Origin of the sequence: Acinetobacter sp. YH12023 (genome assembly GCF_013420135.1) — a bacterium.
GTDB lineage: Bacteria > Pseudomonadota > Gammaproteobacteria > Pseudomonadales > Moraxellaceae > Acinetobacter > Acinetobacter amyesii.
Genome location: NZ_VOYU01000009.1, coordinates 147864 through 172645 on the forward strand (window position 1 = coordinate 147864; position 24782 = coordinate 172645).

15 protein-coding genes and 2 pseudogenes are annotated in these 24782 nt (G+C 41.1%); 3 read left to right on the top strand and 14 right to left on the bottom strand.

The genetic code is table 11. The features are described from left to right. Positions 1 to 158: 158 nt before the first annotated feature. Positions 159 to 2363, top strand: coding sequence for a bifunctional 23S rRNA (guanine(2069)-N(7))-methyltransferase RlmK/23S rRNA (guanine(2445)-N(2))-methyltransferase RlmL (gene rlmKL, locus FTT92_RS11410; protein WP_180172164.1), 2205 nt, complete (start codon positions 159 to 161; stop codon positions 2361 to 2363). 41 nt (positions 2364 to 2404) lie between these two features. On the opposite strand, the gene FTT92_RS11415 is transcribed toward rlmKL, so the two are convergent. From FTT92_RS11415 to crp, 8 genes are all read right to left on the bottom strand, one after another. Continuing rightward, positions 2405 to 2872, bottom strand: coding sequence for a hypothetical protein (locus FTT92_RS11415; protein ID WP_180172165.1), 468 nt, complete (start codon positions 2870 to 2872; stop codon positions 2405 to 2407). 189 nt (positions 2873 to 3061) lie between these two features. Further along, the gene (locus FTT92_RS11420) at positions 3062 to 4363 is read right to left on the bottom strand and encodes a DUF945 family protein (RefSeq protein ID WP_180172166.1); all 1302 of its coding nucleotides are present in this window, start codon (positions 4361 to 4363) and stop codon (positions 3062 to 3064) included. Between the two features lie 128 nt (positions 4364 to 4491). Continuing rightward, positions 4492 to 5658 carry a GNAT family N-acetyltransferase gene (locus FTT92_RS11425; RefSeq protein WP_180172167.1) on the bottom strand — a complete coding sequence of 389 codons (1167 nt, stop codon included), beginning with the start codon at positions 5656 to 5658 and terminating at the stop codon, positions 4492 to 4494. A 1-nt stretch (position 5659) separates the two neighbouring features. Beyond that, positions 5660 to 7210 (bottom strand): GH3 auxin-responsive promoter family protein, encoded by a 1551-nt coding sequence (locus tag FTT92_RS11430; protein WP_180172168.1) that lies wholly within the window; start codon positions 7208 to 7210, stop codon positions 5660 to 5662. Beyond that, positions 7210 to 8046: a hypothetical protein gene (locus tag FTT92_RS11435; protein ID WP_306672621.1), complete on the bottom strand. Its 837-nt coding sequence runs from the start codon at positions 8044 to 8046 to the stop codon at positions 7210 to 7212. The genes FTT92_RS11430 and FTT92_RS11435 overlap by 1 nt, the downstream gene beginning before the upstream one ends. A gap of 225 nt (positions 8047 to 8271) precedes the next feature. Next, positions 8272 to 10851: an ATP-dependent chaperone ClpB gene (clpB, locus tag FTT92_RS11440; protein WP_180035308.1), complete on the bottom strand. Its 2580-nt coding sequence runs from the start codon at positions 10849 to 10851 to the stop codon at positions 8272 to 8274. Positions 10852 to 11198: 347 nt separating this feature from the next. Next, complete coding sequence (locus FTT92_RS11445) at positions 11199 to 12248, bottom strand: NADP(H)-dependent aldo-keto reductase (RefSeq protein ID WP_180172170.1); 1050 nt, start codon at positions 12246 to 12248, stop codon at positions 11199 to 11201. Between the two features lie 203 nt (positions 12249 to 12451). Further along, a complete protein-coding gene (gene crp / locus FTT92_RS11450; protein ID WP_078191819.1) occupies positions 12452 to 13162 on the bottom strand; it encodes a cAMP-activated global transcriptional regulator CRP in 711 nt (236 codons plus the stop codon). A gap of 148 nt (positions 13163 to 13310) precedes the next feature. Here crp and FTT92_RS11455 point away from each other — a divergent pair, with 148 nt between their 5' ends. Continuing rightward, a complete protein-coding gene (locus FTT92_RS11455; RefSeq protein ID WP_078191820.1) occupies positions 13311 to 13739 on the top strand; it encodes an OsmC family protein in 429 nt (142 codons plus the stop codon). A gap of 137 nt (positions 13740 to 13876) precedes the next feature. Here FTT92_RS11455 and FTT92_RS11460 read toward each other — a convergent pair. From FTT92_RS11460 to FTT92_RS11475, 4 genes and pseudogenes are all read right to left on the bottom strand, one after another. Further along, a pseudogene (locus FTT92_RS11460) lies at positions 13877 to 14859 on the bottom strand (IS5 family transposase). 21 nt (positions 14860 to 14880) lie between these two features. Beyond that, entirely contained in the window at positions 14881 to 15600 is a 720-nt protein-coding gene (locus FTT92_RS11465; RefSeq protein ID WP_180172171.1) for a CatB-related O-acetyltransferase, read from the bottom strand. A 455-nt stretch (positions 15601 to 16055) separates the two neighbouring features. Next, positions 16056 to 16445: a LysR substrate-binding domain-containing protein gene (locus FTT92_RS11470; RefSeq protein WP_257231692.1), complete on the bottom strand. Its 390-nt coding sequence runs from the start codon at positions 16443 to 16445 to the stop codon at positions 16056 to 16058. Continuing rightward, positions 16330 to 16605, bottom strand: coding sequence for an MFS transporter (locus FTT92_RS11475; protein ID WP_257231694.1), 276 nt, complete (start codon positions 16603 to 16605; stop codon positions 16330 to 16332). Before FTT92_RS11475 ends, FTT92_RS11470 begins: the two co-directional genes overlap by 116 nt. A gap of 254 nt (positions 16606 to 16859) precedes the next feature. Between FTT92_RS11475 and FTT92_RS11480 the strand changes: the two genes are divergently transcribed. Further along, positions 16860 to 17234, top strand: coding sequence for a MarR family winged helix-turn-helix transcriptional regulator (locus FTT92_RS11480; RefSeq protein WP_218951578.1), 375 nt, complete (start codon positions 16860 to 16862; stop codon positions 17232 to 17234). A gap of 15 nt (positions 17235 to 17249) precedes the next feature. Here FTT92_RS11480 and FTT92_RS11485 read toward each other — a convergent pair. Continuing rightward, positions 17250 to 17788 (bottom strand): annotated as a pseudogene (locus tag FTT92_RS11485) (TetR/AcrR family transcriptional regulator). A gap of 443 nt (positions 17789 to 18231) precedes the next feature. Beyond that, complete coding sequence (locus FTT92_RS11490) at positions 18232 to 24771, bottom strand: BapA/Bap/LapF family large adhesin (RefSeq protein ID WP_373684116.1); 6540 nt, start codon at positions 24769 to 24771, stop codon at positions 18232 to 18234. Positions 24772 to 24782: the final 11 nt, after the last annotated feature.

The window sequence follows — 24782 nt, forward strand, 5'->3', positions numbered from 1 at the left end:
GTACCATTAAGTGATATTTCTCACAATGTACACAGAATAAATTTGATAAAGTCATTCAAATCTACCGATATTTCTCCCGTTTCAGCGCAATATCGTCCGCCCAAATCCACGAAAATACGTTAAAATATGCGATTGCTTTTTTGCCTTTGGAAATTTACATGAATTCGAAACCGCGTCTTTCTACATATTGGGTTACCTGTGCAGATGGACTGGAAACCTTACTCCGCGAGGAAATTGAAGGTTTAGGTGTTCAAAATATTGAACAGTTCCCGGGTCGTCTTGTATTCAAAGGCACACTTGAAGATGCATATCGTATTTGCATGTGGTCACGTTTGGCTTCACGTGTACTCACCCCGATTCATACACATGAATTAGAGTTCACGCATGATGCACGTGATGTAGCGGAAGAGCTCTATGAAGGTGCAATAAACTTTGATTGGTCACTTATTTTTGCACCACAAAGTACATTTGCCGTGCGTTTACACATCGAACGTGACATTAAAGTCAATTCTCAGTTCGCAACTTTACGTGTCAAAGATGGTGTGGTCGATTCCTTTATGGAAGCTGTGGGCAAACGTCCAAGCATTGACATTAAGCAACCTGAAATTACGTTGTATGTATTAGCTGGCAAAACTGAACATACTTATTGCTTAGATTTATCAGGTGATTCTCTGCATAAACGCGGCTACCGTCGCTACATGACAGATGCGCCGATTAAAGAAAATCTAGCGGCTGCCATCTTACAGAAAGCAAAACTTAAACAACATCAACCCGATATTATCTTGGACCCAATGTGTGGTTCAGGGACCTTTATCATTGAATCTTTAATGATTTTGACTGACCGTGCGCCAGGCCTTGTTCGTCGTTTTGGTTTTAATGGTTGGAATGGTCATGACCATGAACTTTGGATGTCGATCAAAGGCGAAGCGGCTGAACGTCATAAAGCCGCACTTGAAAACCCTCTCCCACAATTCTATGCATTTGATGCAGACTGGGAAGCGGTAAAAGCGACCAAACAAAATATTATCGCTGCAGGTTTCGAATCTGTACTTGATCAAATTAAGATTGAAGAACGTACACTTGCAGACTGGCCAGATTTCCAAGCAACAGGTAAGAAAAGCTTTGTTGTCACTAATCCTCCATACGGCGAGCGTTTAGGTGATAAAGCCTCTAACCGCGCACTATATTTAGGTCTATCGGCATTATTACAAAAGAACTTCCCAAATCAGCATGCTGCAATTATTGCAGCACAAGTTGAACAGGCCGATGTCCTTGCCTTTAATGATCCGCAAATTTTGCGTTTGATGAATGGTAAGCTCCCAATTTACGTCCGTTTTGGTACAGTCAAACCTGCAGCAGTTCAAAAGCCTTTCCTCGAGCATTGGGAACCTCAACAATTTGAAAAAATTGAAGGTGCAGAAGACTTTACTAACCGTCTGCAAAAAAACATGCAGAATCTTAAAAAATGGGCAGTTAAAGAAAATATTTTCTGCCTACGTTTATATGATGCCGATTTGCCAGACTTTAATGTCGCAGTAGATTTATATGGTGATCGTTTACACGTACAAGAATACGCACCACCGAAAAAAATTGACCCTGAAAAAGCCAAAAAACGCTTTAACTTAGCACTGCAAGCGATTCGTGCAGTAACAGGCTTAGGTCGTGATGCGATTTTCATTAAAACACGTGCCCGCCAAGAAGGTAAAAATCAATACACCAAACAAAGTACTGCGTCTAAACGTTTCATCGTTCAAGAAGGTAAAGCTAAGATTTTGGTGAACCTAACAGACTACCTCGATACAGGTCTGTTCCTTGACCATCGTCAAATGCGTCTACGTATTGCCAAGGAAGCCAAAGGTAAACACTTCCTAAACTTATATAGCTACACCTCTACAGCGAGCTTACATGCAGCGCTAGGCGGTGCAGCAAGTACGACCAGTGTCGATTTGTCAAATACATACCTAAACTGGTCTAAAGAGAACTTTGTACTGAATGGTTTGACTGTAGATCATGCAGATGAACAACATCAGTTCTTCTCTAGCGATTGTTTTGAATGGTTAAAAGAAGGTCACGAGCAATATGACCTGATCTTTATTGACCCACCAACCTTCTCAAACTCTAAAAAGTTCTATGGTACTTTTGATGTCCAGCGCGACCATATGTCTTTACTGAAACGTGCCATGAACCGTTTAACCACTGACGGTACGCTTTACTTCTCAAACAACTACCGTGGTTTTGAGATGGACGATGTGATCATGGCAATGTTTGACGTTGAAGAAATCAGCAATGAAACCATTGGTCTAGACTTTAAACGTAACAGCAAAATTCATCGTGCATGGAAAATCACTCATCCACAAATCTAAGGTTTAACTTTAGCTATTCCTGATCTATGAAATGAAGCACGTCAGTGCTTCATTTCAACCACGACGCCGTCTGGATACGTTACTCGAATATTTTCGTGTCGCTCTTGCAGCACAATACGATTAATCGGTGCCACTTCTGGAGATTGTATTAACCCGACCTGATCCGCTGCCCTTTTCTTTTGAAGCAAATAATCACTCATGGTTGAGCCTTCGAGCTGGGTCTCTTGAATGATCTTATTATTACGATTAGATTTATGATTTGAATTTTTCTGCTGCTCTTCTTTGGGTTTAGCTGCTTCACTCTCAATAATATCTAAGGTTTCTTCACTAAACTGTTTTTTCCCTTGCGTTTCATTCGACAAGCGTTGATCTGAAATTGAAGTACCCGCAAAAGCTATAGACTGAACAGCGATTAAAAAAATGCTACTAATAAGACTATGTTTTACCCAAGAACATTTAGGCATGGATGATTGAACAAGTTTCCGTCTAAAAAAATAATCGTGTGACATCGTGTCTTTCCTATTGTTGTTTTGATTGGCTAGTTGCCCATTGACGCTAGCAACTTTTCAACTGTTCAACAATGGCTAGGCCACTGTGTTCCGATAAAGTGAAAATCATAATTCTGTAGCCAAAAATACAAAACCGCCAATCTATGACGGTTTTATATTTTTTAAACTTAACTACTCACTACTGGTTGCTTATTTCTTTTGTATGGCTTGACCAAAAAGCTTTTGACCGAACTTATATTGCATACTCATGACCATGTTATTGCCATCGCGCTTGCCTTGCCCTGATGTTTCAAAGCCTGCAAACATGGCTTCGGCTTCCTGTCCTGACAAACTTTTGCCCTGTAATTGCAAAAAGTTATTCATGATTGCAGTCATCATATTTTTATCAAAACTTAAGTCTGCTTGAAAATCCAGTAAGCTCGGCACCATTTTAATAAAAGACTCCATTGAAGCATGGTGACCCGGCATGACTTTCCCCACGACATTTGCAGAGGCTTTACCTCCACCAATACTGATCGAGTTATCTTTAGACTCAAAATCAAAACCTTGGCTTGCGATAGCTAAGAAAGCTTGAATCATTTCTTCACTTGATTCACCCACTGCATCGCATGAATTTTCCACCTGATGCAAAAGTTCACTAAATGCACGAACTTTATCTAGATTAACTTTATGCAATGCCAAATTCAGTGCGAAATCTTTGGTGACGGGTGAACCTGGGAAATCCATCTCATCAGCTTTTAAGTAGCCTTCAAAGTCCACATCATGTTTATTTAGTTCGGTCTCCCAACGCAGTTGCATACCACGCATACCGCCTGAGAACTTTTGATCTAAACGTTTGATAGAACCCGCTTGAATTTCAACAAAACCATTTTCAAGATTTTTCTGATTTAGACCTTGATTGGTCTTCATCGAAAAATTTTGCACCAAGGTTTGCATTGGACCTTCACTCAACCGAACCACAGGTAAATGGATTGAAAGCTCAGAGACCTTAGTGGCCTGCCCCGGTAGACTACTGATCCGAATTTGCAATTGGCTTGCATCAGCTTGTACTGTTGCACCTTGTGCAGTCGTTTTAAATGCAGGAATCTTTAGATCTGTTTTACTTTGACCAATCCAATTGACCAAAGTTTTTGCCGTTAAGTCCGTATCAAAAAGCTTGGCATATTCGGACGTACTTTGTTGTTGAACAATCTTAAAGTTCGAGTTGATGTTATAACCTTTCAACCCACGTTGAATCTGATCGGTACCCTTCAACACGATCACTTCTTTGGGTTTACACGGGTCTGTTTTCAGGGTTAATACCCAATCGACCGTTCCACCCATCAAACCCATTTGATAATTGCTGTACTTTACATCAACATCTTGTACAGCTGCTGACCAATTATTCTGTGTATAAAATTGGGCAAGAGATTTATCTGCATATAAATTTCCTCCCACCACAGCTGCTGAAAGCACCGCTAAACTGCCAATTCCCCATATCAATTTTGACATGTCTTTCTCATTCTGATTATTCTTTGCGCAGTATACTGAAGAACCCAGTTACATAAGTACACAATTAGAATGATATTAAATGATTGATTTGGCAGTTTTAATTGATTTTTTGATGGCTATCACTTCAACTATATACGCCCAGCTTCAAAATAACTTATACGTTTACGATCAAAAGCTGCATATGGATTGCCTTTAAAACTATGAAAATAGTGTTTGGCTTTTAACACGTGAGAGGTGGTATTTTTCATCCATCCTATACGTGGGTCCTTCTCTGCCAGAGTGATGCAATAGGTTTCTTTGCCACGTCGCTTGGTCTGTTGCTTGGCATGAAAAACTAAACTTGCAAATACATCTAGATGTTCAGGATGACATAGTGGACTATGCAGCATTAAATAATCGAAAGTTCCCTGAATTTTTGGCAGTGATAATACACCACGCACACTGGCGTAGGCATTATAAAAAGGCTTCATCAACTTTAATGAACGCGAATAGTCGATTACGCGGGTTTGTTTAAAACTCTTTTGATTCCATAATCCATAGAGTCCAACCAACTGATTGTGCTGATCATAAATCAAATAAAAATCGTCCAGATTTAAGCCTGCCCAAAATGGATTTTGACCATCAACCAACGCATTAAAATCATAGCTAGGTAAAAAATTATAATGGTCTTTCATTTTTAAAATGAAATCATTCGCTTCATCTACACGTTCAGCAGTCAGCATTTTAAATTGATATTGATTGAAAGTTTTTGGTCTCATTGCCTGTGAAACAGTAAAGGTTCGAATTTCATCATAAAAAAATGGCAACGGAAAACCTGATCTTTCATGATGTAAAATACTAGCTGCGACAATATTGGCGTTTAAAACTACACTTTCAAAAATCGTATCTTGCGGGATTTCATCATGGACATAGTCCATTAATAATCGCATGACTTTGGCACCACGATACGCCGGATTCATTCTTAAATCGGCAACATAACGTATTAGGTCAGGCTGACCATTGATATAACAATAACGCCACCCCAAATTCATCATCGCAATCACGATAGATGGATCGTCCACAGGGACAACCACTTTTAAATCTGGTCGATTATACTGTGCATAGCTAGCAGCTAAATAACTCGGGTGACGCTCATAAGATAAGGTAATGCCATTACTTGGCACACTCTCAGCACTAATTTTCATTAGTTGCTCATCATCTTCTACAGTCGCATTTCGAACCGCAAACTTAGTTTCATTCTTTGAACGATATAGCGCCGTTTCATCGAACGGTGCATCTAACACATCGATATCCATCTCAATACTCAATTATTTTTGTTTTCATTTTCTTAAGCGGCTCAGGCTTAATATTCCCTTCAATCATGCCATTATTCATGGCTAGTGTTTTGTAGTAATCCCAAGCATCTTGTACATGTACCACTTCAGGTTCATCCAACTGCCCTAGATCTCGTGCCAATTCATAATGAAAATTATGTTTAAGCAAACGGTCTAGTGCTTGAGCGGATGGTTGTTTATCTACATTACCTTCACTAAGCAAAATATAGTGTGGTTTCTTAACCGAACATTGTTCGATACCCAAGATACTAATCGGCAAATAATCCGCTTGTTTAAACTCTGCAAGAACTTTAACTGCAGCATTGTGGTCGAGCTTTTCTCCGACCAAATCTACCGTCATTTTGCGACCTAAAAATTTGAAGCATGGCACTTGCTGATAAAAGTCTGTGACTTCTAATTCATCATCAATCACATAACGAATTAATCCTGAACCTGTCGTGATCACAGGACTAACGATATCGCCTATTTTCAGTTGCCAAGATGGCACCACTTTTTGGCTGTCCTGCAAAATAAATTCATAAAAATGTGACTGATAACTTAAGGTAAAACGCTCTGCAAATGGAATCGTTACTACGCCTTCAGTTGCCCATAAACCTTTACCTTCAAATGCCACACCTGCAATTCGTTGCTGGAGTTGTACTGCCCACTGCTCTGCGCTCGCAGTATCCCAACTCGAAACCAGACTGAGTTTAGGCCACAGTTTTTTCCACGCCGTTGCTTGGGTCAAATCCAAGTCTTGTAAGCGATAGCATTGTTGACAAGATTTAGGAACTTGCAGAAAACTCAAACCCTCACGTTGCCATTGTCCAGTTTTTAAGACCTGCACAATTTCAGCTTGATGTTCATGAATGATATCCAACAATTGCAAAGCAAATGTAGGACTCCATACCGAAATCATGCCTAAATGCTTATCTGCAACGAGATACACCGCGGTTGCAAACATGGCATCTTCGGCTGAATTCGCCATCGCAATTTCAGTCGGTACCGACTGGGTAATTTTACTCAACACTCGCTTCGACAGATTAAGCAGCGCACTGTCATCATTCAAATTACTATTTTCTAAAAGCTTTCGCTGGCTTTCAGGCAACCATGAAACCGACCAATAATGCGTTGAATTTTTCAGTTGTGGATGAGTTCGGTATAAATTGGTGAGCCATAACCCAATAGCTTCATCCAATTCATCTAAAAAAGCCTGAGTATAGGGAATGAATTTAATTGCTTCACTCGACCCACTGGTCGGTTGAAAACGGACAATTTTTTCAGGCCCCAAACAATTTTTGCCACTTTGTCTGGATTGTTCAATTTGGCTTTTCCAATTACTATAACGCGATAGCGGATATTTTTTGGAAAATTGCTCATAGCTTAGATTTTGCGAAATGTGCTGCTTTAAAAAATGGCTTAATTTTTTACGTTGCACATTTTCCAGCTGATTTGCCTGCTGTGTATAGCGTTGAAATGCTTTACGGCAGGCAATATTCAAAACTTGATGTGCAGTGGTGAGAAGCAATCCCATTAGGCCACCTTCGAGTCTGAACCTGTCGCAATATGCAATGTACGAGACTTATAAGGTAACTTGCTTTCATGTTTACTCACACTGGTGGTCTTGGTTAAGAATCGATTTACATAACGGTATAAATCGCTCCAACGTAATTCACCAATGCACGGTAGTTCAGTTCCATCGACCCACGTTGGGTTCTTATCTTCAAAAAAAGCAATCTTGGTATTGTTTTCGCGCATCTCATGGGTGATTGGCGCAACATCTGCTTTGAGTGGCTGGTAGTCTTCGCCAAAATTCAGAAGACCTGTTTCATGGTTATAATATTCTGAGAAATATTCTTTACAGTACGATTCGACAAAGTCTTTGAGATGAGCATTTTTCTCACCATAATGTGGATAGTAGCTGTAGTAGTTATTGGCTAAGAGCAGATAAGTTTTAAAGCCTTTAGAGATTAAAATCCAATATACAGGGGTTCTTGGATGACGAAATTTAAAACTAATAATATAACGGAACATTGCTCGAGTTAATGCACGATTCCCCCAATACTCTTTCTCAATAATGGTATCACCACTGAAAAAAGCATGTCGGGCTTTACCATCAACAATAAAGTCACGCTCCATAACCGTCGAGAATCCGACAATTTGATTATTTTTCGGTTCAATAATGAAAAAAACACCGGTTTTTTCTAAGAAGTCGCGTTCAAAAATTTCATAACGGGTATTGGCATAATATTTTTGGTAAATACCATACATGCGTTTGAGTTCTTGAACAGTGATGTCATCTGTACGTTTATATAAACTATAAGGTTCTTTTTTGATCTGCCTAAGCAGTTTAAATTCCATCATAATCATAATTCCCTGTTGCCATTCATTCATGATGAACGAGCGATATTGTTTTTGTTTTACAGAACACAGTCATCTCGTTGGATGTGTGCGGACGTCATCTTAGTGGGTGAAAATGATGAAATGCAATGAACTTTACGTATTTAAACGAAAATTACGACAAGCGTAAAATTAAAAAACCCGGTCTAAACCGGGTTTCTGTTTTTACAACTGGATGTAGCAGATTTGTGCTTTTTAGTTGAGTTTTAACTTTTCAAAAGTTAGATGATCTCCTTCCGCTTGAACGACAATCGTATCGCCCGGCTGGAAAGCACCTGATAAGATTTTCTGTGCCAATGTATTTTCAACTTGTTGTTGGATAGCACGTTTCAGAGGACGTGCGCCATACACAGGGTCAAAACCAGCATCGATAAGTAATTCAAAGGCACTATCTTCAACCGCCAAACTCATATCTTTATCTGCCAAACGAGAACGTAAGCGATCCAACTGAATATCCGCAATGCCACGAATTTGCGCTTTTTGTAAAGAGTGGAAAACCACCAACTCATCAATACGGTTCACAAATTCAGGTCGGAAATGTTCAGATACCGCAGCCATAACCACAGCGCGAACTTCGTCTTTCGACGGGTTTTCACCTAATTCACGAACATCGGTTGAACCTAAGTTCGAGGTCATCACGATCACGGTGTTTTTGAAATCAATCACACGGCCTTGTGAGTCTGTTAATCGACCATCATCCAACACTTGAAGCAAGATGTTAAACACGTCTGGATGAGCTTTTTCAACCTCATCAAACAACACCACACTATAAGGTTTACGACGCACGGCCTCGGTTAATACACCGCCTTCTTCATAACCCACATAGCCTGGAGGCGCGCCCACTAAACGGCTCACCGAATGCTTTTCCATAAACTCTGACATGTCGATACGAATAATCGCATCATCACTGTCAAATAAGAAATTACCTAAAGCTTTGGTTAACTCAGTTTTACCTACACCTGTAGGCCCAAGGAATAAGAATGAACCACTTGGGCGGTTTGGATCGGATAATCCTGCACGAGAACGACGCACCGCATTCGACACTGCTACGACAGCTTCATCTTGACCCACTACACGGTTATGTAAAAACTCCTCCATGTGTAAGAGTTTTTCACGTTCACCTTGCAGCATTTTCGCAACAGGAATACCTGTAGCCGCACTTACCACTTCAGCGATTTCATTTTCAGTGACTTTGGTACGAATCAGTTTTGGCTCTTCGTTCACCTCGGCAACTTCTTCTTCATTCAAGCGTTTTTGCAACTCAGGAATAACACCATATTGCAAGCGGCTAGCTTCTGCTAAATCACCTTCACGTTGTGCTTTTTCAAAGGCAGTACGCGCTTTATCTAACTCGATTTGAGCTTGATTCGTGCCGTCAACCAAACGTTTTTCCGCAATCCACACTTCCTCCAAATCACTATATTCTTTTTGAACTTCAGCAATTTGTTTCTCTAGGTGCTCAACTTCAGCTTTAGAGACTGAATCTGCATCTTTTTTCACTGCTTCTAACTGCATTTTCAATTGAATTAGGCGACGATCTAAACGGTCTAATGGCTCAGGTTTTGAGTCAATTTCCATTTTGATACGTGATGCAGCTTCATCAATCAAATCAATGGCTTTGTCTGGCAACTGACGGTCTGTTATGTAACGATGCGACATTTTTGCCGCAGCAATGATCGCAGAGTCTAAAATTTGCACACCATGATGGGTTGCATATTTGTCTTTTAGACCACGTAAAATCGCAATGGTGTCTTCCACACTCGGTTCATCAACGATCACTTTTTGGAAACGACGTTCTAGAGCCGCATCTTTTTCGATATATTGACGATATTCATCAAGTGTTGTCGCACCTACACAGCGTAGCTCACCACGCGCTAATGCAGGTTTAAGCATGTTACCAGCATCCATTGCACCATCGCCTTTACCTGCGCCAACAAGCGTATGTAATTCGTCAATGAAAAGAATAATCTCGCCATCATATTTGGCTAAATCTTTTAGAACTGCTTTAAGACGTTCTTCAAATTCACCACGGTATTTTGCACCTGCAAGCAATGAACCTAAGTCAAGTGAAAGTACACGTTTACCTTTCAGACTTTCAGGAACTTCGCCATTGACGATACGCTGTGCTAAGCCCTCAACGATTGCTGTTTTACCCACACCAGGCTCACCAATCAATACCGGGTTGTTTTTGCTACGACGTGATAATACCTGAATGGTACGGCGAATCTCTTCGTCACGACCAATAACCGGATCTAGCTTACCTTCTAATGCACGTGCATTGAGGTCTAAGGTATATTTGTTGAGTGAATCACGTTGATCTTCGTGGTTATTACTCATGACTTGTTCACCGCCTCGTATTTGTTCAATCGCTTTGCGTAATTTATCTGTCGTTACGCCTACACTATTTAATAAGGTTTTGGTTTTACCCGTTTCAGCTAAACCGAGAATCACCCAATCTGTAGAAAGAAACTCATCACCCGCTTTTTGAGCAAAACTGTCGGCTAAATTCAGCGCCTTGACTGCTTCAGGATTTAGGTTGATGTCCCCTGTAGGCGTCGCAATGGTGGCGGTATCCTGTAGGGCTTGCTGAAGTTTGGTTTTTAACTCAGGAAGATTAGCACCTGCCTGTTGTAACAAGTTTTGGTTCGACGGCTCTTCAAGCAATGTCGAAAGAATATGGATTCCTTCAATGGCTGTATGGTCTTTCCCCATTGCTAAAGATTGGGCATCGGATAATGCTTGCTGCAAACGGTTTGTGAATTTTTCGAATCGCATTCTTGTTATTCCTCACAACAAATTCTGTACTTGAAGCATATATGGGAGTCATATTTAAAATTTCAAATACATTTTTTAAATATTTTTCAATGAGTTAATTTTAAGATAAAGATAAATCTCAATTATAATATTGGTATAAATTGAATACTTTTCAAGTCAATTATTGAAGAATTTAGTACTTTATTATGTTATTTAAATACAAATGTATTTTTAGGCAATTTTCTTGTCAACTCAACTGACTTTCTGACACTAAAATTCAATGATTTTCCACTAGCTTAAATCACGTAAATGTCAAAAAAGCCCACATTTACATGCAGGCTTTTACATAATCCACTGAAAAGTTCAGCTTAAGGTGCAGGATTTGGCTGCTGGCGATGAATATCTTCAATCCCTTTTAGAATGTCTTCTGATAAATTCACATCAAACGCATCAATATTTTCTTTCAACTGATCTAGATTCGTCGCACCAATAATTGTACTGGTGACAAAGAATTGCTGCTTAATAAATGCAAGTGCTAACTGTGTCAACGTTAAACCATGCTGTTCAGCCAATTGTGCATATTGTTCTATTGCCCATTCACTCTCCGCATTTGAATAGCGGCTAAAGCGTGAAAATAGTGTCACTCGAGCATTGGCAGGACGTGCACCATGACGGAATTTACCTGTTAGATAACCAAATGCTAAAGGTGAATATGCCAATAAGCCCACGCCTTCGTAGTGTGCAATTTCAGATAAACCGATTTCATAAGTACGATTCAACAAACTATATGGATTTTGCACACTGACAATTTTTTCTAAACCATGCTTTTCTGCAAGTTGTAGGAATTTCAACGTTCCCCATGGCGTTTCATTAGATAGTCCAATTGAGCGAATTCGACCTTTTTTCACCTCATGACTTAAAGCAACTAATGTTTCTTCTAAATTGGTAATAGTTTGCGTACTGTTTGCTTCGGCATTGCCATAACCCAATTTACCGAAAAAGTTGGTTGGACGTTGCGGCCAATGCAACTGGTATAAGTCAAGATAATCTGTTTGTAAGCGCTGAAGAGAATGATCCAGTGCAGACTCAATTTCCGAAGCAATAAATTTAGTTTGCCCGTCACGAATATGACTACCGCCTTGTGACGGTCCTGCAATTTTTGAAGCTAAGATTATTTTATCGCGGCCACCGCGAGCTGCAATCCAATTACCAATAATAGTTTCCGTTGAACCTTGGGTTTCAGGTTTCGGTGGGACAGGATACATTTCTGCAGTATCCCAAAAGTTAAGACCACGCTCTAAAGCATAATCCAGTTGCTCGAAAGCTTCTGCTTGGGTGTTTTGTTCACCAAACGTCATAGTGCCTAAACAAATTTCTGGAACTAAAATTCCGCTATGTGCCAATGGTTTAAATTGCATGCCGCAAATTCCCTCTTTATTTTAAATATCAATATATAAGTCACGAAGTAGCTTACATAAGATATCGGCTTTGTTTAAATCATAATTTTCTGTTTATTTGTCAAAAAATGTGAGAAAGGTTGTTTCCGCTATAATAGTGAGAAATGAATGGACATAAAAAAAGCAAACCCCTGAGTTTGCTTTTTTTAGATTCGGAAGACTGATTATTCTTCGTCGTCGAAATCGTCAGAAGCCAATTGGCTTTTCTCTTCAAGCGATGCATCAAAAATTAGAATCGCTTTACCATCAGTTTCGATCATGCCTTGCTCTTCAAGTGTTTTTAGAACACGACCAACCATTTCACGGGAACAACCCACAATACGACCAATCTCTTGACGAGTAATACGAATCTGACGACCATTTGGCAAAATCATTGCTTCAGGTTGTGAAGATAAATCAATTAAGCAACGTGCAATACGACCTGATACGTCGATAAACGCAAGGTCAGTGACTTTACGTGTCGTATTTTTAAGACGGCGTACAAGCTGTGCAAATACCGCATAACTTAAGTCTGGGTATTGTTTGCTTAATTCATGAAAGTTTTCATAGGTAATCTCAGCAATTTCACATACATCACGCGTACGCACTTCTGCAGTACGCTGTGCATTTGCTTCGAATAGACCCATTTCCCCAAAAAAGTCACCCGCATTTAAGTACGCAACCACAATTTCACGCTCATCATCTTCGCGTAAAATGATAGATACTGAACCCTTAAGAATTAAATACAAAGATTTAGATTCTGAGCCCGCATCAATGATTGTTGTACGTTTTGGGTAACGATTAATATATGCACGTTTTAATAATGCCTTCACCGACTCAGGTAACTGCCCCGGAGATAGCGCATCTGTGCTAAGTTGTGAAAAGTTTGAAGTCATGCTAACAGTTTCCGAATATGGATAATTTATAGATCGCACAAGACCTAAAGTGAACTTGTCACACGTAAGAGTTGAAATTCCTTATCAACTCAATTTATGTTAGTGTACAGGTACTGCGTAAATTTATAGCTTTTTTTAGGGACTTGCAATGCAAACTAGTGTTCATTGGCTAGAGAATGTTGCTTTTGAAGCAAAAACTCAAAGTGGTCACACTGTTATGATGGATGGATCACAAGAATATGGCGGTGAAAACCGTGGTCCGCGCCCAATGGAACTGATTTTAACAGGACTTGGTGGTTGTGCATCTTTCGATATTGTGACGATTTTAAAGAAAGCACGCCAAGACATTACTGATGTTCGTTGTGAATTAAATGCAGAACGTGCCGACACTATTCCTGCTGTATTTACTAAAATTCATTTGCACTTTGTAGTCACTGGTCATGGCGTGAAGGAAAAGCAAGTTGCAAAAGCGGTTGAACTTTCTGCTGAAAAATACTGTTCTGCTAGTAAAATGCTGATGGACGGTGGTGTAGAAATCACCCATGACTTTGAAATTTTAGAAACTGAAGATGCATAATTTATTTGTTCAATTAAAAGCCGCATAGAATGCGGCTTTTTTGTTTCAAATAATCCGCTATAGCATACATTGTATAAAGCACTACGGCTTTGTTGCACAAATATTAAAAAATTAAAATCTCCCATACCTACTCATATTTAAGTGACAACTTGGGTATGAGGGCGACCTAATCCTGTGAATCTATTTAAGACATCTACGCGTGCATGAATCTCATTCACTTGACTATTAAAATTCCTTGAGCAGAGTTTATCGCCTAGTAATTTAATGCAATGCATCTTGGTTTCAAGCAGACTTCGCCGATGATAGCCTGACTATTTTTTCCAGAGTGTTCTGCCTGAGAAGCACTGCTTCGCAAGATTAACCGTTTGAAGGAGTTCATTTCGCTCTCATGAATGAGCTTTTATATCTTTACAGGGCTTTGCATTTTTTCTTGGAGGAATCACCGCATGTGCTTGCCGATCTGCAATGACCTGACGACATTGTTTGGTGTCATAAGCGCCATCCGTATAAACAGAGTCAATCTGCTCATCTAAAGGGATCTGAGCAAGTAAATCTTCCAGTACCTAGGAATCACTGACATTATCTGCGGTGAGTTGTACAGCACGTATTTGAATAGTTTCAACACCGATACCAATATGAAGCTTACGCCATTGGCGACGATATTCAGATCCATGTTTCTTACGCTTCCATTCACCTTCACCTAAAAACTTTAGGCAAGTAGAGTCTACGAGTAGATGGAGACCACCACTACTTTTTTGATAGCCAATTGCAATATCGATATGCCTTTGTCTTCTGCACAGTGTGGAATACGAATATCACTGATATTCGGGGCTGTCCAATCTAATCCACAAAGCTTAATCAGACTTTGGATAAAGCCTGTGACCATTCGCAAAGAAAATTTAAATAAAGATTTGATCATTAAGCAGCATTGAATATCCATATCGAAATAAGTTTGATTTCGATCTTGCTTGCCTTGTGATTGTGCATACCACTGGGTCTTTGGATCGAACCAAATAGCAATATTCCCACGATTAATAAGTGCGCAATTGTATGTAGACCAATTTAGAGTACGGTAAATTTTAGGTGCAGGCTTATTCGTTTGAAAATAATATTGTGAAATAAGCCCTCCAAAACAAATAAATTAAAGTGTTAAGTGATCTACATTCATTTGAGTAAGAACTCTTTTCTTATTTTCAAATTCCTCTAAAAAGAAATCTATATTAGTAATATCTAAATGCTGAATGTCACTAAAATCATATTTCCACCATTCTGTTTTTAAAATCCGCTCTATAGTCTCTTGGTCAAAACGGTATTTTAAAATTTTTGCTGGATTCCCCCCTACAATTGCATATGCAGGAATATCTTTCGTCACTACTGAATCAGCCGCAATTACAGCTCCAGTTCCAATACATAGATTTGCTTTTAATGTTACTCTTGAACCAATCCAAACGTCATGTCCAATAGTTAATCTATTATAATGAATATGAGGTAACTTCCTCGCATTTTGTAATTTTTGCTGATCATCAAGATATTTTTGATAAATAATAAAGTTTCTATCATAAGTTGTTGCAGAGGTCGTTAGCCATTCATAAGGATGTCTTAATCCCATCACTTTGATATCTGTTGCTATAGAACAATATCTCCCTACTTTAGTCGTGATAGGTAAAGTAGACCAACTATAAGAAAAAGCTCCCATTTCCCAGATATTTCTACCCACTAAAAATGCACAATATGGCTCAATTACAATGCCTTCTTGATAACTAATTTCATCATCTTCTTTGAAACGCTCTATACCATTTCTGGTGAAGAAAATATTATGCTTCTGTAAGTCATTTTTTATTTCAATAAATTTTTTTTTCAAAAGATCTACTCTACAAAATAGTTTAAATAAGCCACGTAACCTAACAAATTATGCTCATGTTCATCAATACGATAGTGAAAGTGATCATGACATACATAAAATTAATTTAGAATTTTCTCAGGTTTAGACATATACGTTGCAAATCCAGGATAAAAATATCCAGTAACACATTGAAATTCTACTCGACTTTCGTTCAGGTTTTTAATTCATCAGATTTTGCTTATTCATATAAATCATCAAAGCCCTGTTTTTTTTAACGGATCACCATTTTATAAGCTGCCATCATCATTTCTAAAAATATTGCGTAGGCTGTATTATGTTTTTCAATATACTTTATATATCTTAAATAATCATTTAAACCAAATTGAAAATATTTTTTCAGAACAAACCTTGGTTAACTCATTAGGGCTGTGTTGCATAAACCTATCGTTAAAAAACTTATTTAGCAAATTCAACTATCTCAAATTAACGGTGAGCTCTTTTAACCAATCAAGTAAGTGGCGCACCGCAGACCGCATGCCTTTTTGACCTAAATGAACAGCGCGAATAATGCTTTTTCTGGGAATAAGCTCGGATTCTATGTGAATTATACGGCCTAGGGCGATAACATTTTCTACATAGATATACGGGATCAAAACGAGCCCCAATCCATCTAGGGCTGCATTTCTCATCATCGTGATATCATCAACAATCAAGCGCGGTTTGAATTTTATATCTACACTTTGATTTTCAGCATTCATAAACTGCCAATGTGTAAAACCCTCCACACCTTTCCATGTAATGGCGGGTATGTTTTCTAGAGTATCCAAAAGCAATTGAAATAACCAATACTTTTTTTCGGCCAATGCGGTCCCCTAATCGACCACCAATTAGACCACCGGGCAATAATCCTAAAATTGCAGCACTAAAAAATAAGCCTAGGCTCGATTTATCTAAGTCAAAATTTGCGCTGACACCCGAAGCAGCAACATCTGCAGACTGTAAATCAAGGCGATTAGAAAGCAGATTAAAATCGTCATCACAGCATTACGCTGTGTATTTTGTTATTGTTCCGTACAAAGTGCCCTTTTTGTTTTGCGTTCCTAGCAAAAAAAACTAATTTAATATGAACATATTGTCAAGCATACTTGACGTTTTAAAAATTAGAAAAAAGGCATAGATAAAAATGGAAAAAAATCATATTGCTTATATTGAGAGCTCATTTTTAACCATGTATTAGCCGTGAAATCTCTCAGAACTTTGCTTCGATCTCGTCTCGAATGGATCGAAGACCAATTAATGAAAAATGCAGAAAAAATGGTTATGGCTACGTAACACCATCGATGGCGAGGCTTTATAGTTATCTTGGCGAAACACCTGTGCCAATGTCTGAATTGGCATGTCGCTTAATAATTTCCCGCCAAGCGGTACATCAGTTAGTCGCTGAAGGACTTAATTCTCAGTTCTTAGAAGTTATTGATAGTCCAAATGACAAACGCATCAAAATGGTTAAGTTTTCGACGAACGGAAAAGAAATGTCGGATATTGCATTGGCAGAAATTCATCAAGCTGAGCAAGAACTCGCAAAACATTTGGGAAAGGACAACGTTAAACAGCTAAGACGTATATTGGAATTAGATTGGCCAGAAAGTTAATACTGAAAGTACAAGCTATACATTAATAACTTGTTTTATATAAAAAATTATTAAATTCTGACTTTCACCAATAGATTTTTGAAATAGGTTGAACTTAACAACAGGCAGGCACCATGTGTGATGGTCAAAACATAAGAGAGATAATCACGCAGGCTAATCGCACAATTGCGAGAAATTAAATAGTCGACCGCAATATCCTTAACCTCGACTATTCTTTTTTCTCGAACTTCGTACAGTTCTTCAAACTTATTTTTTATTCCTCTTTCCTGACTGGTAATTCGCTCTTCAATACTACGCAGTAATACCGTTCGATTTGAATTCATCAAATGATAGAGCATGAACTGTCTAATTCCCTCTTGCACATCCGTTTTAATTTTTTGAGCGATTTCCAAGAGTCGCTTTTCATTCAAAATGAGCAATTCGAGATGTAGCTGATTTTTACATTTAAAATATTTACAAATGATGCCCTTCGCAATGTCTAATTCTTCTGCTAATTCCCCTACAATAATATCCTGATTATTTTCGAGCAGCAGCTGTTCGGCCACGTGTAAAATTTTCTATTCTAGCAAAAAATATCTTTTGGTGGCGGTTGACGGTCATAAGATTTCCACAACATAATTGATGTATAACATACAAAAAATTTAAAAAATCCAAAAATTAATATGTTATAAAGTGTGTGTAGAAAATTAGAGTCTGTTAGAACACTTCTTTTGTCAAATATACTTGATTATATTTAGTTTACTAATACTATAGGTAATTCTGGAAAATTTTCAATAAACCACTTAAATTACAATATTTTATAGCTTTTTTCTTAAAAATTAAAAAGGTGAGTTATCCCCCCCAATCCATCCAAATTTAAGTGATAACTTGGGGAACGTTTAGTTTCTGAATGTTTATGCAACAAAGCCTTTACCAACATGTACTTCTCATAAAAAATAATATTTGTTCACATAAAATAAAAAAGAGGATCCGAAGATCCTCTTTTTTATTTAGTTATTTAAAATAATAGTTGACCATTATTAATCAGTTGATCTAGCAACTCATCTGTCTTCGTTACACCTTGTAGAACCAACAGTTCTGTTGGGTTATAAGTCATATCTGTTACAGATCCATCACGATCAATTGAAAGAATAGTATTGCCATTACCATCATCTTTCAAACTAATATAATCTTTAATATCAGTACTACTACCTGAAATTAACTCTCTTACATCAATCTTATCTGCATCAACATCAGTTTCAACATCTCCGACATGGAAATCAGACCAAGTATCTTTACCATTGCCACCAGTTGCATCTGCTTCATCCAGTAATTTAAAGATCACTGAATCCTGTCCATCGCTACCACTTATTACATCATCATATTTTGAGCCAGTCATATTTTTACCGACATTAATCACTAACTCTGCTGACTGTGAAGTACCATGGATAGAATTCAAAATATATTCGAACCTCTCTACACCATAGGAATCACCTGATGCCTCATAGCTATATGTACCATCTTCTTTGACAGTTAAAACACCATGTTGACCTTGTAATACTATTGAAGTATTTGCCGCATGTTCATACTGACCGTACTTATCAAACGCTAATGTTTGCCCTTGAATTTTCAGACTCGCAATTTGGTTTTCATAGTAAATGTCATTTGCTAATAAATCACCTTCTGCAAGCACAAGATTAGATTCTTGCGCACTAAACCCATCTAGCGTTGTTACTGTTCCTGTCAAATCTAATTTAACATTAACTTGCCACGACAAACTATTATCAACAGTCACATCAATTCTATACTTACCTTCAGTTAATGATGGTAAAGCTATAGTATTTTGAATACTGTCTATTGAAGTATTTAGAATTTCTATAACTTGACCAGTAACTAAATTCGTTAGCGTAATTAAATACTGATCTGCTTTTGAACTAGTTGCAAATTGATCAAATGCATAAGCTAATTGCAAATCAAGAATTTGATTTTTCCCAACGGTAATTTCATGGCTGAATTCTTTAACACTTGAAGAGTTTGCAGTTCTCTCATCAACATGCCAACCAGTATAATCTTCGATATTATCTAAGCCAAATTTAGCATGATCTTGATCATCTTTCGCTTCTACAATATCAAGTTGAATATTTAAGGTACCTGTAGCCAATTCACCAGTTACTGGATCTTTAATACTATATGAGAAGGTATCAATATCACCAAAATTTGCAGCAGTATTTTGATCTACAATGTATTGATATGTACCATCGGCATTAATATACAATGTTCCATATTTACCTTGTATCGGCGTACCATCTACTGGTTGATCATTCACACTACGCATTTCAAAGCTTGCATAGTCACCCGTTGTTAGATCTCCTTGCAACTGTTGCTGCGTCGACGTTTGGGTATGGTCATATAAAATGTCAGTATCTGCTTTTAATACAATAGTTGGCAATACTGAAATACCGGCTGTCACACTCATGGTCACTGCTTTATAAGTGCCTTCCGTAAATAGTACATCTACGTTTTCTGTAGACACGCCTGCACCAATCACCACTCCAACTACGGTATACCAATTTTCTTTGAATGCATATAATTCCCAGTTCTGATTGGTTTCGTTGTATTTGTAAATCGCTAGACTGACTGGGGTCGCACCTAATGCAACAGGCGCACCACCACTTGAAGAGAAACTGATCTCTCGTGTGTGACCTTCAGCAACATTGATGGTCATACCTTTTTCAATCGTAGCAACTTTAATATCTGCAATACCTAAACCAATACTAGCAACATTGACTTGACTTGAGTCCTGTAGCTTTTCTGTTGGAGTAATAACCGATTGAACATCCAAAGTTAAATGTTGTACAACAGGATCTATCACCGAAACTTCTTTGTTTAATGAAATATTCAAGTTGGCACTTGAGGTTTCTCCTGTCACAGTGTCTTTCAATGTATAACTGAATTGCTCAACCGAACCGAATGGCGGTTTAGCACCTACATTTAAAGTATAAGTATATTGACCGTTTGGCTCTATCGTTAAAGCACCATATTCACCTTGGATTACTGTCGGTTGCAACTGATCAATAGGATAGATTTCTGTACCCACAGTAACAGACTCAATAATGACATTTTGACCAAAAATATCTTGTCCATTTTCTGAACCTACTAAGTCATTCTGATTATTAATATCGGTCAAAATATTTCCAGATACCGAACCAGATACTGCAGTTACTGTTGAGTAATCATATACTTGATCATCAGTAATTTCTAAACCTGAACCCGAAAGTACGCCTACACCATTTGTTTTAGCAAGGTAAACTTTATAGTTTCCTGGTTCATCAAGACGGATATCTCCAGTCTTTATATAACCAAGCAATGGAATTGTGAACCAATCTTTATGGTATTGAACTACATTCCAGTTCCCCCATTCATCTTCTTTCAATATCACTAAATCATGTGTTTCACCGATAGAAATACCACCACCATCAGCTTTTAAGGTCAAATCTCGTACCTGATCATTACCAACACTGACATCAATATATGATCCAAATGCTAAAGCACTAACGTTTGCAACACCTCCCAGTCCGATACTCGCGACACCAAAGCTCGTCGCTTTTTGACCTACTAAGCTTTCACCTTCTCCTAGTTGAACTCTTGTAGGAGTGATATCAAGTTTCAGTTGAACATCATTATCTACTGCTAATAAATCGGAACTATCACTGTCAGTATCCGCATCGGCATCGGCATCGGCATCCGCATCGGCATCAGCATCAGCATCGGCATCTGCATCTGCATCTGCATCTGCATCCGCATCGGCATCAGCATCGGCATCAGCGTCGGCATCTGCATCAGCATCCGCATCAGCATCAGCATCGGCATCCGCATCAGCATCAGCATCAGCATCGGCATCGGCATCCGCATCTGCATCCGCGTCGGCATCCGCATCAGCATCTGCATCAGCATCGGCATCGGCATCGGCATCAGCATCAGCATCTGCATCCGCATCGGCATCGGCATCGGCATCCGCATCTGCATCTGCATCTGCATCCGCATCAGCGTCAGCGTCAGCGTCAGCATCGGCATCAGCATCAGCATCGGCATCCGCATCAGCATCTGCATCAGCATCGGCATCGGCATCGGCATCAGCATCAGCATCTGCATCCGCATCGGCATCGGCATCGGCATCCGCATCTGCATCTGCATCTGCATCTGCATCCGCATCAGCGTCAGCGTCAGCGTCAGCATCGGCATCAGCATCAGCATCGGCATCTGCATCAGCATCAGCATCGGCATCGGCATCGGCATCGGCATCCGCATCAGCATCAGCATCAGCATCAGCATCGGCATCCGCATCTGCATCCGCGTCGGCATCCGCATCAGCATCGGCATCGGCATCGGCATCTGCATCCGCATCCGCATCGGCATCGGCATCGGCATCGGCATCCGCATCCGCATCAGCGTCAGCGTCAGCATCGGCATCCGCATCAGCGTCAGCGTCAGCATCGGCATCCGCATCAGCATCCGCATCAGCGTCAGCATCTGCATCTGCGTCGGCATCCGCATCTGCATCCGCGTCAGCGTCGGCATCGGCATCGGCATCAGCATCAGCATCAGCATCTGCATCCGCATCGGCATCCGCATCGGCATCCGCATCGGCATCAGCGTCGGCATCTGCATCAGCATCGGCATCCGCATCGGCATCAGCGTCGGCATCTGCATCAGCATCAGCATCTGCATCTGCATCTGCATCCGCATCAGCATCGGCATCGGCATCCGCATCAGCATCAGCATCAGCATCTGCATCTGCATCGGCATCTGCATCGGCATCCGCGTCGGCATCAGCATCAGCATCAGCATCGGCATCGGCATCTGCGTCGGCATCGGCATCTGCGTCGGCATCGGCATCCGCATCTGCGTCGGCATCAGCATCTGCATCGGCATCCGCGTCGGCATCCGCATCAGCATCCGCGTCAGCGTCGGCATCCGCATCTGCGTCGGCATCGGCATCCGCATCCGCATCCGCATCTGCGTCGGCATCTGCATCTGCATCGGCATCCGCATCGGCATCAGCATCTGCATCCGCATCGGCATCCGCATCGGCATCCGCGTCGGCATCCGCGTCCGCATCCGCATCGGCATCCGCATCAGCATCAGCATCCGCATCCGCATCCGCATCGGCATCCGCATCGGCATCTGCATCCGCGTCGGCATCTGCATCCGCATCAGCATCGGCATCCGCGTCGGCATCCGCATCCGCATCGGCATCCGCATCCGCATCGGCATCCGCATCGGCATCAGCATCAGCATCGGCATCGGCATCCGCATCCGCATCTGCGTCGGCATCAGCATCTGCATCGGCATCCGCATCGGCATCAGCATCTGCATCCGCATCGGCATCCGCATCGGCATCCGCGTCGGCATCAGCATCGGCATCCGCGTCGGCATCCGCATCGGCATCAGCATCAGCATCAGCATCCGCATCCGCATCGGCATCTGCATCCGCGTCGGCATCTGCATCCGCATCAGCATCGGCATCGGCATCCGCGTCGGCATCCGCATCCGCATCCGCATCCGCATCTGCATCCGCATCCGCATCCGCATCCGCATCCGCATCAGCATCAGCATCGGCATCGGCATCCGCATCTGCATCCGCGTCGGCATCCGCATCAGCATCTGCATCAGCATCGGCATCGGCATCAGCATCCGCATCCGCATCGGCATCCGCATCAGCATCGGCATCGGCATCGGCATCTGCATCCGCATCCGCATCCGCATCGGCATCCGCATCGGCATCAGCATCGGCATCGGCATCCGCATCTGCATCCGCGTCGGCATCCGCATCAGCATCTGCATCAGCATCGGCATCGGCATCAGCATCAGCATCCGCATCCGCATCGGCATCGGCATCCGCATCTGCATCTGCATCTGCATCTGCATCGGCATCCGCATCAGCGTCAGCGTCAGCATCGGCATCAGCATCCGCATCAGCGTCAGCATCTGCATCTGCGTCGGCATCCGCATCTGCATCCGCGTCAGCGTCGGCATCGGCATCCGCATCTGCATCTGCATCCGCATCGGCATCCGCATCTGCATCAGCATCGGCATCAGCGTCGGCATCTGCATCAGCATCAGCATCTGCATCTGCATCCGCATCAGCATCGGCATCCGCATCAGCATCAGCATCAGCATCAGCATCGGCATCCGCATCTGCATCCGCGTCGGCATCCGCATCTGCATCAGCATCGGCATCTGCATCAGCATCAGCATCCGCATCCGCATCGGCATCGGCATCGGCATCGGCATCGGCATCTGCATCCGCATCCGCATCCGCATCCGCGTCAGCGTCGGCATCCGCATCTGCATCCGCATCGGCTTCTATTAAATCTGGAGCAACAACATTACTTGATGGCGATGTGTTATTTGAACTATCTGTAAGTGTTACAGAAACTGTTTCTCCATCAACCAATGGCTCTTCAAGTTCAACAACAAAATGACCCGTAGAATCTACAGTACCAGTACCAATCACATTACCATCTGCATCTTTTACTTCTACAATTGTTCCAGCTTCACCTTTACCCTTAATTTGACTACCTGTATCGTTGAATGCTAGATCGGTTGGTGCTTCTGGTGCTGTTGTATCTGGCGCAGTCGCTTCTGTTGGTTCAGATTCGTTGCCAGCTGGATCCGTTACTGTCGCTTCAATGGTTTCACCATTGGTTAACGGTTCTTCAAGTTCAACACTAAAATCACCATTGCTATCCACTGGGCCTGTACCAATCACGTTGCCGTCTTGGTCTTTGATTTCTACCGTGGAGCCGGGCTCACCTTTACCTGTAACTGTTGTACCGTCTTCTGATACCGCTACATCTGTTGGTGCTTCTGGCGCTGTTGTATCTGGCGCAGTTGCTTCTGTTGGTTCAGATTCGTTGCCAGCTGGATCCGTTACTGTCGCTTCAATGGTTTCACCATTGGTTAATGGTTCTTCAAGTTCAACACTAAAATCACCATTGCTATCCACAGTTCCTGTACCAATCACGTTGCCGTCTTGGTCTTTGATTTCTACTGTGGAGCCAGGCTCACCTTTACCTGTAACTGTTGTACCGTCTTCCGATATCACTACATCGGTTGGTGCTACTGGCGCTGTTGTGTCTGGCGCAGTCGCTTCTGTTGGTTCAGATTCGTTGCCAGCTTTATCTGTTAGTGTGACATCTACTTTTTCACCATTAGTTAATGGATCTTTCAATTCAACTTCAAAATTTCCTGCAGAATCAACAGTAGCAGTACCAATCACGGTGCCATCTTTATCTTTTATTTTAACTGTTGATCCAGGTTCCCCCTTACCTGTAACCGTTGTACCGTCTTCCGATATCACTACATCGGTTGGTGCTGATGGTGCTGTTGTATCTGGCGCAGTTGCTTCTGTTGGTTCAGATTCATTGCCAGCTGGATCGGTTACTGTTGCTTCAATGGTTTCACCATTGGTTAACGGTTCTTCAAGTTCAACACTAAAATCACCATTGCTATCCACAGTTCCTGTACCAATCACGTTGCCGTCTTGGTCTTTGATTTCTACCGTGG